Origin of the sequence: Methylobacterium sp. ME121 (assembly GCF_000974725.1) — a bacterium.
In the GTDB taxonomy this organism is placed as follows: Bacteria; Pseudomonadota; Alphaproteobacteria; order Rhizobiales; family Beijerinckiaceae; genus Methylobacterium; species Methylobacterium radiotolerans.
In genome coordinates, this window is the sequence record NZ_BBUX01000023.1 from 35821 (window position 1) to 52077 (window position 16257).

14 protein-coding genes are annotated in these 16257 nt (G+C 72.0%); 7 read left to right on the forward strand and 7 right to left on the reverse strand.

Translation table 11 applies throughout. The annotated features are described in order from the left end of the window. Nucleotides 1-423: 423 nt before the first annotated feature. A complete protein-coding gene (locus tag ME121_RS16130) occupies nt 424-1488 on the forward strand; it encodes a WcbI family polysaccharide biosynthesis putative acetyltransferase (RefSeq protein ID WP_059409187.1) in 1065 nt (354 codons plus the stop codon). Nucleotides 1489-1568: 80 nt separating this feature from the next. Further along, nucleotides 1569-2597 (forward strand): alpha/beta fold hydrolase, encoded by a 1029-nt coding sequence (locus tag ME121_RS16135; RefSeq protein ID WP_059409188.1) that lies wholly within the window; start codon nt 1569-1571, stop codon nt 2595-2597. Here the strand turns inward: ME121_RS16135 and ME121_RS16140 are convergent. Then, on the reverse strand, nt 2566-3300 hold the full coding sequence (locus ME121_RS16140) for a dihydrofolate reductase family protein (RefSeq protein ID WP_059409189.1): 735 nt from the start codon (nt 3298-3300) through the stop codon (nt 2566-2568). The two genes, ME121_RS16135 and ME121_RS16140, sit on opposite strands and share 32 nt — an antisense overlap. Nucleotides 3301-3475: 175 nt before the next feature. Here ME121_RS16140 and ME121_RS16145 point away from each other — a divergent pair, with 175 nt between their 5' ends. The 4 genes from ME121_RS16145 to ME121_RS16160 are packed head-to-tail and all read left to right on the forward strand — an operon-like array spanning nt 3476 to nt 7528. Further along, the gene (locus ME121_RS16145) at nt 3476-3913 is read left to right on the forward strand and encodes a GlcG/HbpS family heme-binding protein (protein ID WP_024829654.1); all 438 of its coding nucleotides are present in this window, start codon (nt 3476-3478) and stop codon (nt 3911-3913) included. A gap of 2 nt (nt 3914-3915) precedes the next feature. Next, the gene (locus tag ME121_RS16150; RefSeq protein ID WP_059409190.1) at nt 3916-5502 is read left to right on the forward strand and encodes a peptide ABC transporter substrate-binding protein; all 1587 of its coding nucleotides are present in this window, start codon (nt 3916-3918) and stop codon (nt 5500-5502) included. Further along, complete coding sequence (locus tag ME121_RS16155) at nt 5499-6422, forward strand: ABC transporter permease (protein ID WP_059409191.1); 924 nt, start codon at nt 5499-5501, stop codon at nt 6420-6422. The genes ME121_RS16150 and ME121_RS16155 overlap by 4 nt, the downstream gene beginning before the upstream one ends. Beyond that, nucleotides 6419-7528: an ABC transporter permease gene (locus ME121_RS16160; protein WP_024829651.1), complete on the forward strand. Its 1110-nt coding sequence runs from the start codon at nt 6419-6421 to the stop codon at nt 7526-7528. Before ME121_RS16155 ends, ME121_RS16160 begins: the two co-directional genes overlap by 4 nt. Before the next feature lie 26 nt (nt 7529-7554). On the opposite strand, the gene ME121_RS16165 is transcribed toward ME121_RS16160, so the two are convergent. The 6 genes from ME121_RS16165 to ME121_RS16190 all read right to left on the reverse strand — a co-directional run bounded on the left by ME121_RS16165 (nt 7555) and on the right by ME121_RS16190 (nt 14770). Beyond that, the gene (locus ME121_RS16165) at nt 7555-8511 is read right to left on the reverse strand and encodes a D-2-hydroxyacid dehydrogenase family protein (RefSeq protein ID WP_024829650.1); all 957 of its coding nucleotides are present in this window, start codon (nt 8509-8511) and stop codon (nt 7555-7557) included. Nucleotides 8512-8580: 69 nt separating this feature from the next. Next, nucleotides 8581-10209 carry a dihydroxyacetone kinase subunit DhaK gene (locus ME121_RS16170; protein WP_059409192.1) on the reverse strand — a complete coding sequence of 543 codons (1629 nt, stop codon included), beginning with the start codon at nt 10207-10209 and terminating at the stop codon, nt 8581-8583. 200 nt (nt 10210-10409) lie between these two features. Further along, nucleotides 10410-11348, reverse strand: a complete 939-nt coding sequence (locus ME121_RS16175; RefSeq protein WP_012319843.1) for a carbohydrate ABC transporter permease — start codon at nt 11346-11348, stop codon at nt 10410-10412. Beyond that, entirely contained in the window at nt 11345-12301 is a 957-nt protein-coding gene (locus ME121_RS16180; protein ID WP_012319844.1) for a carbohydrate ABC transporter permease, read from the reverse strand. The genes ME121_RS16175 and ME121_RS16180 overlap by 4 nt, the downstream gene beginning before the upstream one ends. A gap of 23 nt (nt 12302-12324) precedes the next feature. Continuing rightward, a complete protein-coding gene (locus ME121_RS16185) occupies nt 12325-13635 on the reverse strand; it encodes an ABC transporter substrate-binding protein (protein ID WP_059409193.1) in 1311 nt (436 codons plus the stop codon). Between the two features lie 73 nt (nt 13636-13708). Further along, entirely contained in the window at nt 13709-14770 is a 1062-nt protein-coding gene (locus ME121_RS16190) for an ABC transporter ATP-binding protein (RefSeq protein WP_029357517.1), read from the reverse strand. A 276-nt stretch (nt 14771-15046) separates the two neighbouring features. On the opposite strand from ME121_RS16190, the gene ME121_RS16195 reads away from it, so the two are divergent. Next, complete coding sequence (locus tag ME121_RS16195) at nt 15047-16240, forward strand: fumarylacetoacetate hydrolase family protein (protein WP_059409194.1); 1194 nt, start codon at nt 15047-15049, stop codon at nt 16238-16240. Nucleotides 16241-16257 lie beyond the last annotated feature (17 nt).

Genomic DNA, 16257 nt, shown 5'->3' on the forward strand with positions numbered 1-16257 from the left:
ATGACCGCGAGCGCCCCATCCGCGAGCTTCATGCCTCGTTGAATCGGATTTGTGGGCAAGGACTTGAGTCTGTCAACGATGCGTAAGTTGAATCCTCGCACGGTTCCGATTCCCCGCACCCGATTTGGTGACGAATTCGAAAATAAGCTCGGGTCGATCGATGCGTTGCTTCGCTCCGCTGGAGAAAGACAGAGGCGCGTATCGGGTATTCGGGGCTCTCGGACGGCGACACTGAAAGTTCGGGCGATCCACAGGTGGCGGGGGCTGCTGCGGCGTCCGCTTGACCACGCGGGTCTCGCGACCCGCCCCGACGCCGGCTCAGAGGGCGCGCCTGTGGCGGGGGCCGGACCGGCGGTCCCGCCCTGCGGGATGCGCATGGGTGCGGTGTTTGCCCGCGGCCCGCGGACATGCGAGAGAGGCCGGATGTTGACCGTCGATAGCCTCTGGCGCGCGCGGCACCGGCTCGCGCAGTTCGGGAAGAAGCGGACAGGCTCGCCGCGCATCCTCGTGATCGGCGTCTGTCAGGCCGGATCCATCGCCAAGACGATGCGCTACCTGCTGCCGCACGCGCAGGTCGATTTCGTCTCGGCGTTCACGGCCTCACGCCGGTTCCCGCGGCTCGCCGACCTGATGGCGCATGCGGACGGGTACGACCACGTTTTCACCAGCATCTACCTGCCCAAGTTCAAGGGCGGCGGCACGATCGACACCCTGCGGACGCATCCGAAGGTCCGCCTGATCCCGACCATCGTGTTCAGCGCCTACCATCCCGACTTGGTCCACGTCGGCGTGCAGGATTCCGTCACCCTCAACGGCCTGATCTCGGGGCCGATGGGGCACTCGCACTCGGCGATCACGCTGTTCGCCTACCTGTCGGGCTTCGCGCAGGCGCAGGCGCTGCGGCTGTTCTCCGAACCGGTCTTCGAGCGCCTGGGATACTTCAACCTCTGGGACGAGTCGGTCGCGTACCTGCGCGGGCTCGGCGTCCAGGCCGGGTACGATCTCGACACGCACCTCACGCGCTGGGCGCGCCGGGGCTGCTTCATGCACTCGATCAACCACACGAAGCTCTACGTCGTGGCCGACCTCGCCCGGGGTCTGCTGACCCGTGCCGGCGTGCCCTTCGAGGAATGCGACCTCGACGCGTTCCTCCCCGACGATCTCGGCGGCCAGGGTAGCTGGCCGGTCTATCCGGAGATCGCCCAGCATTACGGCGTGCCCGGCAGCGCCCTGTTCTTCAAGGCGGAGACGCGCCGGTCCGGCCCCGCGCGCACGATGAGCCGGGCCGAGTTCGTCGCCGCCTCCTACGCGAACTACGACCGGCGCGAGCGGAAGCTCCTGATCTCGCAGCGCGTCCAGGGCTGGCTCAACGATCAGCCCACGGTGGACTTCCTGCGCGAGGCCGCGGGCCGGGGCGAGGCGCCGGCGCGGCCGGCAAGCCGCGCCCCGGCGGTGAATGCCGGCAGCCTTGCCGGCCACGCCTCGTAGCGACCGTCCGGGCACTTCCCCGCGGTCCCGGCGTTGTCGCGCACGGCCCGCCGCCGCGGGATGGACGTCGAGGTGTCCCGATGAGTTCCGTGTCCCGCCATCGCGCGGGTCGTACCGCGACCGCGGCGGCCCTGACGCTCGTCGGCTCGGCGGCGGCCCTGGTCGGCTGGAGCGCGCTCGCGGTGAACCGGCGCATGCCTCTGCCGCCCGCCCTGCCGGGCCGGCACGAGCGGCTCCGGACCCGGCGCGCCGGCGCGCTCTCGCTGTACGGGTCCGCGGAGGCCGAGGGCGTCCCGCTCCTGCTGATCCACTCGATCAACGCGGCGGCCAACGCCTACGAGGTCCGGCCGCTGTACCTGCGCTACCGCGGCACGCGGCCGGTCTACGCCCTGGATCTCCCGGGTTTCGGCTTCTCGGAGCGCTCGCGCCGGCGCTACACGCCGCGCCTGATGGTGGAGGCGATCCACGCGGCGGTCGACGAGATCCGGAGCCGCCACGGCGGCTGGGCGATCGACGCCCTGGCCCTGTCGCTCTCGTGCTCGTTCCTGGCGCGGGCGAGCCTGGAGCGGTCCGACGCCTATCGCAGCCTCGCGCTGATCAGCCCGACGGGGTTCGACGCCCGGCTCTCCGGGGACGGGCCGCCGGACGACCATCGCGGCCGCGACTGGCTGCGCCGCGTCCTCGACCGCCCTCCCCTGGGGCGGCCGCTCTTCGATGCCCTGGTGACGCGGCCGAGCATGCGGTTCTTCCTGGCGAAGACCTTCGGCTCGTCCGACATCGACGCGGGGCTGCTCGCCTACGACTACGCGTCGGCCCACCAGCCCGGCGCCGAGCACGCGCCCTTCTGCTTCATCGCCGGCCACCTGTTTCCCACCGACGCGACGCGCCTCTACGAGCGCCTGCGCCTCCCGGTCTGGATGGTGCACGGGGAGCGCGGCGACTTCGTCGACTACCGGCTGGTGCCCCGGGTCGCCGACCGGCCCAACTGGCGCGTCGACACCCTGCCGACCGGCGCCTTCCCGCATTTCGAGCGGCCGGAGGCGGTCGCGGCCGGCTACGACGCGTTCCTGGCGAGCATCATTCGCCTGCCGGCGGCTCGACCGGCGTGATCCGGTAGCGGAGCCACACGACGCCGTCGGACAGGCGCTCGCAGGCCGTCAGGTCGAGCTTGCGGCGGCTGCCCATCGTGTCCGCCTCCTCGCCGCCGATGTCGAACACCGCCGGCGTCCCGCTCAGGCCATCGACCGCGGGCACGAGGAGCAGGCTCAGCTCGTCGATGAGCCCGGCCTTCAGCATCGACCCGTTGATGTGGCCGCCGCCCTCGACGAGGAGCCGCTCGATCCCGAACAGGGCGCGCAGCTTCGCGGCCGCCAGGGGGAAGTCGACCGCCCGGTCGCCCGCGAACAGGTAGGACTGGCCGCCCGCCCGCAGCGCGCGCAGGTGCGAATCCGGCACGGACTCGGTGAGCACCACCACGACGTGGTCCCCCTCGATCGCGTCGCGCGCGCCCCAATCCAGGCGACCCCGCGCGTCGAGGGCCACGGCGTAGCCGGGCGCGTCGCGGCGGGCGACGCGGTCCTCCCGCGGGACCGGCACGCCGTCGTCCGCGACCGGCTCCGGCAGCGGATCGGCGCTGTCGGCGTAGCCCTGCATGGTGACGCGCCCGCACATCCAGGCATCGCCCTTCAACTCGCCGTGGACGCGCTCGTAATGGCTGTCGGCGTCCAGCGTCTTCCAGCGTCGCACCTTGATCCGGCCGTCGACCGACGAGGTCATGTGACAGATCACGTAGGGGCGTTCAGCCGATTCCATGGGCGCTCCTCGCTTGGCGCGCCGGGGCCTCCCGCGCGGGCCACGCCGAAACTAGGCGGCGCGCCGGCCGGGCCCAGCGGATCGAACGCCGCAGCGCTTCGCGTCGGTGGACCCGGCGGGCCCCGGTCCGTAAGGATGAGTAAGCCGCCGGGAGCGGCGTCCGCGCTGGAATCCGATGATCGACCTGACCCTCGAGGCCGCCCGCACCGTCGTCGACACCGCCCTGCGGGAGGCGCGGAACCGCAACCTCAAGCCCTTGGCCGTCGTCGTCTACGATGCCCGCGGCGCGCTCAAGGCGGTCGCGGTCGAGGACGGCACGTCCCTGCGCCGGGCCGAGATCGCGAGCGGCAAGGCCAACGGCGCCCTGGCGCTGGGCCTCGGCTCGAGGGCGATCCACGCGCGGGCGGAGCAGCAGCCCTACTTCGTCGCCGCCGTCACCCACCTCGCCGGTCCCGACGCCCTCGTGCCGGTGCCGGGGGGCGTGCTGATCCGCTCCGGCGCGGGACGTCTCCTCGGCGCGGTCGGCATCTCCGGCGACACCTCGGACAACGACGAGATCTGCGCGGTGGCCGGGATCGAGGCGGCCGGCCTCAGGCCGGATACCGGCGCCTGACCGTGCGCCCGCGGCGGCGCGATTGGCTGGCCGGCGCGATCGCCCTCGCGGCCGTGCGGCCCGCCCGCGCGGCCGACGCGCTCTACCGGCGCGGCAACGACGCCGATCCCGAGACGCTGGACCCGCACCGCTCGTCCACGGTCGCGGAGGCGCACATCCTGCGCGACCTCTGCGACGGACTGCTCACCTACGACAACCGGGGCACGATCATCCCGGGCGCGGCGCGCGCCTGGTCCGTCTCCGAGGACGGGGTGAGCCTGCGTTTCGACCTGCGCCCCGACGGTCGCTGGTCGAACGGCGAGCCGGTCACCGCCGACGATTTCGTCTACGCGTTCCGCCGGATGCTCGACCCGACGACGGCGGCGAAGTACGCCGAGATCCTGTTCCCGATCCGCAACGCCGCCGCCGTGAACCGCGGCGCGGCCCCGGCCGACGCCCTCGGCGTCGCCGCCGAGGGGCCGCTCCGGCTCGCGATCACGCTGGAACAGCCGACGCCCTACATCCTGGAGCTCCTGACCCACCAGACCGCGCTGCCGGTCCACCGCGCCTCGGTCGAGCGCTACGGCGACAGCTTCACCCGGCCGGGAAACCTCGTGACCAACGGACCCTACCGGCTCGCCGACCGCGTGCCGGGCGGCGCGATCACGCTGGAGGCCAACCCGCACCATCCGGACGCCGCGAGCCTCGCGATTTCGCGCGTCGCCTTCCTGCCGACGCCCGACATCGCCGCCGCGGTGCGCCGCTACGCCGCCGGCGAGATCGACTCGCTCTCCGACCTGCCCGTCGACCAGATCGCCGACCTGCGCCGCCGCTTCGGGCCGCAGGTGGTGCTCGGCCCCTCGCTGGGGCTCGCGGCGCTGGTGGTGAACACGCGCAAAGCGCCGTTCTCGGACCGGCGCGTCCGCCGGGCGCTGTCGCTCGTCATCGACCGCGAGTACCTTGCCGACGGGCTGAACGGCGGCACGATGAGCCCGGCCTACTCCCTGTGCCCGCCCGGCCTCGACAATTATCGGACGCCCCCCGAGACCGAGGGCCGCCTCGGCCTGCCGATCGATCACGAGGCGGAGGCGCGCCGGCTGCTCGCGGAGGCGGGATTCGGGCCCGACCGGCCGCTCACCGTGGAATACCGGTTCAACATCAGCGACAACAACCGCACCATCGCGGTGGCGATCGGCGAGATGTGGCGCGACCTCGGGATCGTGACCCGCTTCGTCTACACGGACGCGAAGACGCATTTCGCCTACCTGCGCGACGGCGGCGATTTCGACGTCGCCCGCTACAGCTGGATCGCCGACTATTCCGATCCGCAGAACTTCCTGTTCCTGCTCCAGAGCGGGAACGACGGCATGAATGCCGGCCACTGGTCGGACCCCGCCTACGACGCCCTGATGGCGCGGGCCGCCACCGAGCGCGACCTCGCCCGCCGGGCCGGCCTGCTCTACGACGCGGAGGCGATCGCCCTGCGCGAGCTGCCCTGGATCCCGCTGATGCACTACCGCTCCCAGGCGCTGATCGCGCCGCGGCTGCACGGCTACCACCCGAACCTGCGCAACGCCGCGCCGACCCGCTTCATGAGGCTCGACGCGTGATCCGCTTCATCCTGCGCCGCCTCCTCCAGGCGGTGCCGACGCTGCTCGCCGTGGTGACCGTCAGCTTCTTCCTGATGCGGCTCGCCCCGGGCGGCCCCTTCGACCTGGAGCGGCCGCTGGCGCCCGCCGCCATGGAGAACCTGCGCCGGGTCTACGGCCTCGACCGGCCGCTGATCGCGCAGTTCGGCAGCTACCTCGCGGCGCTGGCGCGGGGCGACCTCGGTCCGTCCTTCTCGTTCCGCGACCAGAGCGTCCTCGGCCTGATCGCGCGGGGCCTGCCGGTCTCCGCGACGCTGGGCGCCCTCGCCCTCTCGCTGGCCACCGCGCTCGGCGTCGGGCTCGGGATCGTGGCGGCGCTCCGGCGCGGCGGGTTCGTCGACCGGCTCCTCGGCATCGGGGCCGCCCTGACCCTCTCGCTGCCGAGCTTCGTCGTCGCGCCGCTGCTCCAGATCGCCTTCGGGCTGACCCTGCGCTGGCTGCCGCTCGGCGGCTGGAACGACGGCGCGCCGAGCCATCTGATCCTGCCGGTGTTGACCCTGGCCCTGCCGCAGGTCGGTGCCCTGGCCCGGCTCACCCGGACCTCGCTGGCCGAGGCCCTGCGGACGCAGCCGGTCCGCACCATGCGCAGCCTCGGGCTGCCGCCGGCCCGCGTCGCCCGGCACGCCCTGCGGGGGGCGCTGCTGCCGGTGGTGGCCTACCTCGGGCCGCTCGCGGCGGCCCTGCTCACCGGCTCGGTGGTGGTGGAGACGATCTTCGGGCTGCCGGGCATCGGGCGGTACTTCGTGGAGGGCGCGCTCAACCGCGACTACACGCTGGTCATGGGCACGGTCCTGCTCGTCGCCGGGCTGGTGATCCTGCTCAACCTCGCCGCCGACCTCGCCTGCGCGTGGCTCGACCCGCGCCTCCGGGTGGCGGCGTGACCGCGACCGCGACCGTGGCGGCGCCGGGTCCGGCCCGGCGCGCCGTCCTCCGGTTCGCGCGGGAGCGCACCGCCGTGGCGGCGCTCACCCTGCTGGTCCTGATCGCCCTCGCCTGCCTGATCGGCCCGGGCCTCACCGGCCACGATCCCGAGCGCGCCTATCCGGACCTGCGCCAGCTCCCGGCCGGCCTCACCGCGCAGCCCGACGCCGCGCGTCTCCGGCCGGCGCTCGAGCGCCTGGCCTTCCGCATGCGCGCGCGGCTCGACGCGGTCGAGCGCGACGGCGACGCGATGCGGCTCACCCTGGGGTCCGACGCGGGCGTCGACCGCCGCAGCCTCGTCTACCTGCCGCGCTCGGCGCTGTTCGGGACGCCCGCCGTCCTGGAGGACCGGGACGGCGGGCGCGGCCTCGTCGTAGCGGTGCCGATCCGGCGCCTCCACTTCCCCCTCGGCACCGACATCCAGGGCCGCGACCTGCTGACCCGCTGCCTCGTCGCCGGACGGATCTCGCTGGCGATCGGGCTCGCGGCCAGCCTCGTCGCCCTGCTCATCGGTGTCGCCTGCGGCGCGACGGCGGGCTTCGTCGGGGGCGCCGTCGACGCCGCGATGATGCGCGTCGTCGACGTGCTCTACGCCCTCCCCTTCGTGTTCTTCGTGATCCTGCTGCTGGTGTTCTTCCGCCCGAGCCTGCTGCTCATGCTGGTGGCGATCGCCGCGGTGGAATGGCTCGACATGGCCCGGGTGGTGCGCGCCGTGACCCTGTCGCTGCGCGAGCGCGACTTCGTCCGCGCCGCGCGGGCGCTCGGCCTCGGGACACCGCGCATCATCCTCCGGCACATCGTGCCCAACACCCTCGGCCCGGTGGTGGTGACCGCCACGCTGCTGGTGCCGCAGGTGATCCTGCTGGAGAGCTTCCTGTCGTTCCTCGGGCTCGGCGTGCAGGAGCCGCAGACCAGCTGGGGCGTCCTGATCGCCGAGGGCGCCCGCTCCATCGAGGCGGCGCCGCACCTGCTCGCGGCCCCGGCCGCCTTCCTGATCGCGACCCTGGTGGCGCTCAACCTGATCGGCGACGGCCTCGCGGATGCGCTGGATCCCCGCGGGGACTGAGGCCGCGTCGGGCGGCGTACCCGGACTCAGCCCAGGCGCCGGATCGGGGCACCGGCGAGCCAGGCCTCGATGTCCTCCACCGCCTGGGTGAAGAACGTCCGGTAGTTGCTGCGCGACACGTAGCCGAGATGCGGCAGGGCCAGCACGTTGGGCAGGCGCCGGAACGGGCTGTCGGCCGGAAGGGGCTCGGTCTCGAACACGTCGAGGCCGGCTCCCGCGATCCAGCCTTCCTCCAGGGCCTGGAGCAGCGCGGCCTGATCGACGATCGGCGCGCGCGAGGTGTTCACGAGAAAGGCGTCGCGGCGCATGCGGCGCAGCTCGGCCGCGCCGAGCAGGCCGCGCGTCCGGTCGCCCAGCACGAGGTGGATCGTGACGACGTCGCTCGCCTCCAGCAGGGCCTCCTTCGAGGCCGCCCGCTCCACCCCGGCGGCGGCGGCGCGGGCGTCGTCGAGATTCGGGCTCCAGGCGATCACCCGCATGCCGAAGGCGCGCCCGATCTCGGCCACCCGAGTCCCGATCTTCCCGAGGCCGAGGACGCCGAGGGTCGCACCCGCGAGGTCGGTGCCGATTGTGCTCTGCCAGGGGCCGCCTGCCCGCAGGGTCAGGCTCTCCGGCGCCACGTGACGGGCCAGTCCGAGGATCAGCGCCCAGGTCAGCTCCGTCGGCGGCGTCGGGCTCGAATCCGTGCCGCAGACGACGACGTTGCGCGCCCTGGCCGCCGCGAGGTCGATGGCGAGGTTGCGCATGCCGCTGGTCACGAGCAGCTCGAGCCGGGGCAGCCGCTCCAGCAGCGCCGCCGGGAACGGCGTCCGCTCCCGCATGATCACGAGGATCTCGGCCTGCGCGATCCGCGCCACGAGATCGTCGGGATTCGCGATGTGCTGGGCGATCGCGGAGACGGCGACGCGATCGGAGAGGCGCGTCCAGTCCGCGAGCGCGAGAGCCGCCTGCTGGTAATCGTCGAGGATCAGGCAGGTGCGCATGAGAGGGGGTTAGGCCTCGGTGGAAGGTGCGTCAACGGTCGCCGTGCGACGACGCGCGGCGCCCTGTTCCTATGCGCCGGCCAGAGCCGCGAACGCTGCCGCCACGCCGGCGGCGCCGGGATCCTGGACACCGGCGAGGTCCCCGGCCGCCAGGTAGCTCGAGCGGCCCGCGCCGGCGCGCTCCATCCCGGCCGTGACCTCGGCACCGGCCCGGGCGGCCGCCGCGGCGGCGGCCAGATCGCCGTTCTTCAGCGCCTCCACGGCTGGGATCAGGGCGTCGAGCAGGGTGCGGTCGCCGGCCTTAGCGCCGCCGTAGCCCTGGACGCGCGCCACCCCCTGCCCGAGAGCCTCGGGCCACGCGGCGCCGTCGGCGAGGGCCGAGGCCGTCGCGGCGAAGAAGATCGAACCGAGCACGCCGCTCGATCCGCCGACCGCGCGCCCGATCCGCTCGGCGAGCGCCCGGCACAAGGCCGCGGGCTCGGCCTGCGGCAGGCGGTCGAGATCGGCCTGGACGGCGCGGGCCGCGCCCGCGAAGGTCGTGCCGGCGTCGCCGTCGCCGACCTTGGCATCGAGGCTGTTCAGAGAACCCTCGGCCCGGATCAGGGCCTCGGCGACGGCCCGGATCCGGGCAGCGGTGACGGCGTCGTGCGACGGCGCGAAGGCCTCGCCCGCGAGCCCCTCGGGCACCGGCCGCAGGATCGGCGGCTCGACCCGGACCGCCGCGGGCCAGGCCGGGACCGGGACGGGCTCCGAAAGGGCGCGCTCCAGCGCGTCGTCGAGCGGCAGGACCGACAGCGAGGCGCCGTGCATGTCGAGCGCCGTCATCAGCGGGGCGGGCCCGAGCAGCAGGCGGACGCGCCGGCCCAGATCGGTCGCGAGCACCGCCCGGGTGAGGATCTGCATCTCCAGGGCGGAGGCGGAGCCGAGATTGTTCACGAGCAGCGCCAGCCCGTCCGCGCCCGGGACGGACCGCGCTAGACGCTCGGCCATCATGCGGGCGAGCTCGCTGGCCTTGGGCAGGGCGATGCGCTCCGCGCCGGGCTCGCCGTGGATACCGAGGCCGAGTTCGGCCTGCCCCTCCGCCAGCCGCTCGCTGCGCGCCGAGCCGGGGATCGTGCAGGTCGAGACCGCGATGCCGAGCGACTTCGCCGCCCCGGCGGCCCGGCGGGCGAGCGCCGCCACGGTCTCGAGCGGTTCTCCGGCCTCCGCGGCGTGACCCGCCACCTTGTGCACGAACAGCGTCCCGGCGACGCCGCGGGGCTGCTTGGCGTCCGGCAGCGCGATGTCGTCCGACACGATCACGGTCTCGACCTTGTGGCCCAGCGCCCGGGCGCGCTCGGCGGCGAGGCCGAAGTTCAACCGATCGCCCGCGTAGTTCTTGATGACGAGCAGGCACCCGGCCGGTCCCGTCACCGCGAGGATCCCGGCCAGGACCGCGTCGACGCTCGGCGAGGCGAAGACGTCGCCGCAGACGGCGGCGCTCAGCAGGCCCGGCCCGACGAAGCCGGCATGGGCCGGCTCGTGACCGGAGCCGCCGCCGGAGACGACCGCGACCTTCCCGGGATCCGGAGCGGCGCGGAGGACGACGCGGATGCCCGGGTCGCCGTCGAGCCGCGCCAGGCGTCCGCCGCTGGCCGCGACGAGGCCGTCGACCGCATCGTTAACCAGGGTGGAGCGGGCGTCGATGAAATGGGCCATGGCGTGACCTTCGATGGGGCCGGCCCGCGATTCTGCGCCGGCGGATCCGCGCGCATTGTCCGCGCTGTCGAGCCCTGCTGGCAACGGTCTCCGTCCCCGCGAGCAGAGTGAAGCGAGCTGGGCAGCGCCAAGCCGACCGACGTCCCGCTGCCCTGGCTCGCTTCGCCGCGCTCGCTAGAACGATGATCTGACGCGTCCCCTCACTCCTTCACGGCGCCGGTGAGCGCGGACACGTAGTACTCGACGAAGAACGAGTAGAGGATCACCAGCGGCAGCGAGCCGAGCAGCGCGCCGGCCATCAGCGAGCCCCACTTGTAGACGTCGCCGTCCACGAACTCGCTCACCACGGCGATGGGCACCGTCTTGTTCTGCGTCGAGGACAGGAAGGTCAGCGCGTAGATGAACTCGTTCCAGCACAGGGTCAGCGAGAAGATCCCCGCCGAGATCAGCCCCGGGAAGGCGAGCGGCAGGATGATCTTGGTGAGGATCTGCCACCGGCTGGCGCCGTCCATCAGCGCGCATTCCTCGAGCTCGTAGGGGATGGTCTTGAAGTAGCCCATCAGGAGCCAGGTCGAGAACGGGATCAGGATCGTCGGATAGGCGAGGATCAGGGCGATCGGCGAGTCGAACAGGCCGTAGGCCTGGATGATCGTGGCGAGCGGGATGAACAGGATGGAGGGCGGCACGAGGTAGGCGAGGAAGATCGCCGCCCCGACCCAGCCGGCGCCCCGGTAGCGCACGCGGACGCACGCGTAGGCGGCGAGCACGCTCGCGAACAGCGACAGCACGGTCGCCGCCACCGACACGTACATCGTGTTCCAGAGCCAGCGCGGATACTGCGTCTCGAAGAGGAGCTTGTTGATGTGCTTGAGCGTCGGGTCCACGACCCAGAACGGGTTGAACCGCTCCATATCGATCAGCTGCTCGTCCGGTTTGATGGCGGTGAGCGCCATCCAGTAGAACGGGAACAGCAGCACGGCGAGGATGATGAGGAGCGGCAGGTAGGTCGTCACGAGCCGCCGCGGCAGGCGCTCGAGATAGGCCATCCCCTCCGAGTTGTCGGTGAGCCCGGCGGGTTGGGCCGCGAGGACGGGGGCGAGGTGCGGGTCGGCGTGGGCCGGCGGTGCGGGCGCGCTCATCGGTCGGACTCCCCGGACTGCCAGGCCCTTCGCTGCAGGCCGAACCACGAGATGCCGATGGCCGCGAGCAGGAACGGCACCATGGCGGTGGCGATGGCCGCGCCCTCGCCGAGCGTCCCCGAGAGGATGCCGCGCTGGTACGAGAGGGTCGCCATCAGGTGGGTGGCGTTCACCGGACCGCCGCGCGTCATCGCCCAGATCAACTGGAAGTCGGTGAAGGTGAACAGCACCGAGAAGGTCATGACCACGGCGATGATCGGGGTCAGGAGCGGCAGGGTGATCCGCGAGAAGATCTGCCAGTTCGAGGCGCCGTCGAGCGTCGCGGCCTCGTAGAGCGAGGGCGAGACCGTCTGGAGACCGGCGAGCAGCGTGATGGCGATGAACGGCACGCCCCGCCAGATGTTGGCGAAGATCACGCAGGCGCGCGCCATGGCCGGCTCGCCAAGGAAGTCGATGTTGCCGTCGATCACCCCGAGATGGCGCAGCGACCAGGAGATGATCGAGAACTGGCTGTCGAAGATCCACCAGAAGGCGATGGCCGACAGCACGGTGGGCACCACGAACGGGATCAGCACGATCGACCGGATGATCGACTTGAACGGCATGTTCTTGTTGAGCAGCAGCGCGAGATAGAGGCCGACGCCGAACTTCACCACGGACGCCACCGCCGTGTAGAGGCAGGTGTTGAACACCGAGAGCCAGAAGACGTCGTCGTCCCAGAGCCACTCGTAGTTCTCGAGACCGACGAAGACGCCCTCGCGGCCGATCCGCGCGTTGGTGAAGGACAGCCAGATACCCTTCAGGAGCGGGTAGGCCAGGAACAGGCCGAGGATCAGCGCCGTCGGCAACATGAACCAGAACCCCGCCCAGCCCCGGCTCGCGCGCACGCGCTGCCAGGCCGAGCGGGTCGGGATTGCGGCCGGGGCGGGCTGCGTCAGGGCCGTGTGCGCCATGGTCTCGCCTCCGGCGGGTGGGGTCAGGTGTTCCGGAAGATGCGGGTGGCGGCGCGCTCGGCGTTCTTGATGGCGCCCTTCACGTCCTCGCGGCCGGTGCAGTGGCTGGCGAACATGTCGACGATGACGAAGTCGGCGAGCACCGCGGCGATGCGCTCGCTCACCGGCGCGAGGCCGCCCGCCGCCAGGGAGCGCCGGCCCGCCTCGGCGAAGACCGCGTTCTTCGGGTCGCTCGTCCAGATCGGGTTCTTCGGGTAGTTCGACAGGGGCTCGCAGAGGTAGCCCTGCGCCGCCTCCAGCCAGGGATTGTAGTTCGCCGCCTCCATCATGAAGGCGATGAAGGCCTTACAGGCGTTCGGCGCCTTCGAGTACTTGAAGGCCAGGATCGGGAAGGCGAGCTGGAACTCGGTGGGCTTGCCGACGGGTCCGATCGGCCAGACCGCGTGGTCCATGTCCTCGGCGAGCTTCGGGTTGTCCTTCTTGGCCGCCGCGTAGATCGAGATGCCGTTGTTGGTCAGGTAGAGGTCGCCGGCCAGGAAGGCCTTGTTGTTCGACGAGTCGTTCCACGACACCGTGCCGGGCACGAAGGTCTCGTACAGGGACTTGACGTACTCGAGCGCCTTGGCGGTCTCGGGCGAGTTGATGACGATCTTCTCGTTGGCGTCGACGAGATTGCCGCCGTGGGACCAGAGCGCCCAGTGGCACCACGTGTTGCCGTCGCCGGTGGCGTGGCCGAGGGCGAAGCCGGCCGGCGTGTTGTTCTTCTTCAGGCCGCGACAGAGCTCGAGGAAGCCCGCGGTGTCGGTGGGGAACCTGTCGAACCCGGCCTTCTTCATCGCCGAGATGCGGTAGTTCGGGTAGCCGCCGTTGAACGCCACGGGGATCGCGATCCACTTGCCCTTGACCTTGCCGTAGGCCTCCGCGGACGGGAACCAGGGGCCGTACTTCTTGGCCAGGGACTCGGCCACGTCCTCGAGCGGCAGGCACTTGTCGGGGAAGAGCGCCGGGAACGAGAACAGGCCCCAGACCATGTCGGGCCCCTGCCCGGTATTGGCGGCGACCGACGCCTTGGGCTGGATGTCGTCGAAGGACTCGTTGCTCACCGTGACCTTGACGCCCGTCGCCTTGGTGAAGGCGTCGACCAGCTTCATGAAGGCCTCGTCCTCGGCCGGAACGAAGCGCTTCCAGCGCAGGAGCGACAGGCTCGCTCCCGGCTCGGGCTTCCATTCCGCGGTCTGCGCCCAGGCCCTGGCGAAGCCGAGGAGGTCGCCGCTGGCGGCGAGGCCGGCCGCGGCGGCGCCCGCGAGGAGGGACCGGCGATCGAGAACGGACATCGTTTCTTCTCCCTCGGTGATCCTGTTTCTGAGGGCGCCGCGCGCCCCGATCCCGCGCCGGATCCGACGCGGGTCAGCTCGGCAGGCGACGGCCGGTCTCGGCGTCGAAGAAGTGTACGCGGTTCGGCCGCAGGGAGACGGTCTCGCCCGGCCGCTCGCGCACGCGCTCCCGCAGCACGCAGGTGAGATCCTGGCCTCCGGCCCGCACCGCCAGCATGGTCTCGGAGCCGGTCGGCTCCACGACGACGACCTCCGCGGCGATCCCGTCGGGCGCGAGGTCGAAATGCTCGGGGCGGACGCCGAGGATGAGCGGCCGCCCGTCGACGCCGGCAGGCGCGTCGGCGAGCGGGATCGACAGGCCGGTCTCGGTGCTGAAGGTGAGGCGCCCGTTCGCCCGGACCCGGCCGGGCACGAAGTTCATGGCCGGCGAGCCGATGAAACCCGCGACGAACAGGTTGTCGGGCCGGTCGTAGAGTTCGAGGGGCGGCCCGATCTGCTCCACGACCCCGTCGTGCATCACGACGATCCGGTCGGCCATGGTCATGGCCTCGATCTGGTCGTGGGTGACGTAGATGGTCGTGGTCTTCAGGCGCTGGTGCAGCTCCTTGATCTCGGTGCGCATCGCCACGCGCAGCTTGGCGTCGAGGTTGGAGAGCGGCTCGTCGAACAGGAAGACCTGCGGGTCGCGCACGATCGCCCGGCCCATGGCGACGCGCTGGCGCTGGCCGCCGGAGAGCTGGCGCGGGTAGCGGTCCAGCAGGTGGGTGAGCCCGAGAATCTGCGCGGCCTTGTTGACCCGGAGGTCGATCTCGGAGGCGGGCGCCTTCCGGATCCGCATCGAGAACGCCATGTTCTCGCGAACCGTGAGATGCGGGTAGAGGGCATAGTTCTGGAACACCATGGCGATGTCCCGCTCCTTGGGCGGCACATCGTTCACCACGCGCTCCCCGATGCGGATCTCGCCGCCGGAGATATTCTCGAGCCCGGCGATCATCCGCAGGAGCGTCGATTTCCCGCATCCGGACGGGCCGACCAGGATCACGAATTCACCGTCCCGGATATCCACGGACACGCCGTGCAGGACATTCGTCGATCCGAAAGCCTTGCGAACCTCGCGGATTCCCACCGAGGCCATGCTTCCTCCCGATCAAGGCCACTCTATCGGCGGCTCTAAGTCGGCAGTACAAAGGAGCGGCCGGGGGAAAGCAAGCGGGCGCCCCGGCAAAGCTACAGATAATCTTGGATCTGTCAGGCGGACCCGCCCGGCGCCCGTGACGAGCGGGGCCCGGTGAAACATGCGGCGGGATGACGGGCCGCCCGGAATGCTATGGGATCGCGCGCCGGCCGCGGAGCCGGCACCGGGCCCGTCACGCGGCCGTCGCGCGGGCGGACATCCAGGGGACGTGAGCACATGTCGTTATCGGGCCTGACCGCGCGGGAGATCCTGCCCGCCGACGGATGCCGGGGCGCCCTCGTGGGCCGGGTGTGGCGGCCGGACGTGGCCGGTCCGAGCGTCGTGGCGATCCGCGCCGACGCGGACGGCGCGGCCCGAATCCTCGACGTCACCGCCGCCTTCCCAACGGTCAGCGACCTGTGCGAGGCCCCGGATCCCGCCGCCGCCCTGCGCGGCGCCGGGGGCGAGGACCTCGGCAGCCTCGACGCGACCCTGGCCAACACGCCGCCCGACGCGCGCGACGCCACCAAGCCCTGGCTCCTGGCGCCGGTCGACCTGCAGGCCCTGAAGGCGGCGGGCGTGACCTTCGCCACCTCGATGCTGGAGCGAGTGATCGAGGAGCGCGCCCGCGGCGATCTCGCTGCCGCGGCGGCGATCCGCGCCGAGGTCGAGCGCCTGGTCGGCCGCGACCTGCGCCGACTCAAGCCCGGCTCGCCCGAGGCCATGGCCCTCAAGGAGGTGCTGGTCGCGCAGGGCGCCTGGAGCCAGTACCTGGAAGTCGGCATCGGCCCGGACGCCGAGATCTTCACCAAGGCGCAGCCGCTCTCGGCCGTCGGCTGCGGCGCGGACGCGGGCCTGCACCCGGACTCGCACTGGAACAACCCCGAGCCCGAGGTGGCGCTCGCGGTCGCCTCCGACCAGCGGATCGTCGGCGCGACGCTCGCCAACGACGTGAACCTGCGCGACTTCGAGGGGCGGTCGGCGCTGCTCCTCGGGAAGGCCAAGGACAACAACGCCTCCTGCGCCCTGGGACCGTTCGTGCGCCTGTTCGACGGGACGTTCGGTCTCGACCACGTCCGCCGCACCACCGTGACCCTCGAGGTCACCGGCACGGACGGCTTCCGGCTGGAGGGCACCTCGCCGCTCTCCGAGATCAGCCGCGATCCGGAGGAACTGGCGGACGCGCTGATGGGGCGGACGCACAATTATCCCGACGGCGCCCTCCTCCTCCTCGGCACCATGTTCGCGCCGATCCAGGATCGGCACGGCCCGGGGCTCGGCTTCACCCACGCCGACGGCGACCGCGTCGTGGTGGCGAGCCCGGAGCTCGGCAGCCTCGTCAACCGCATGCGCCCGTGCGACGCCTGCGAACCCTGGACCTTCGGCGCCCGCGCGCTGATGCGGAATCTCGCCGCGCGCGGGATTCTGTGACAGAGCGGCGACCGGAC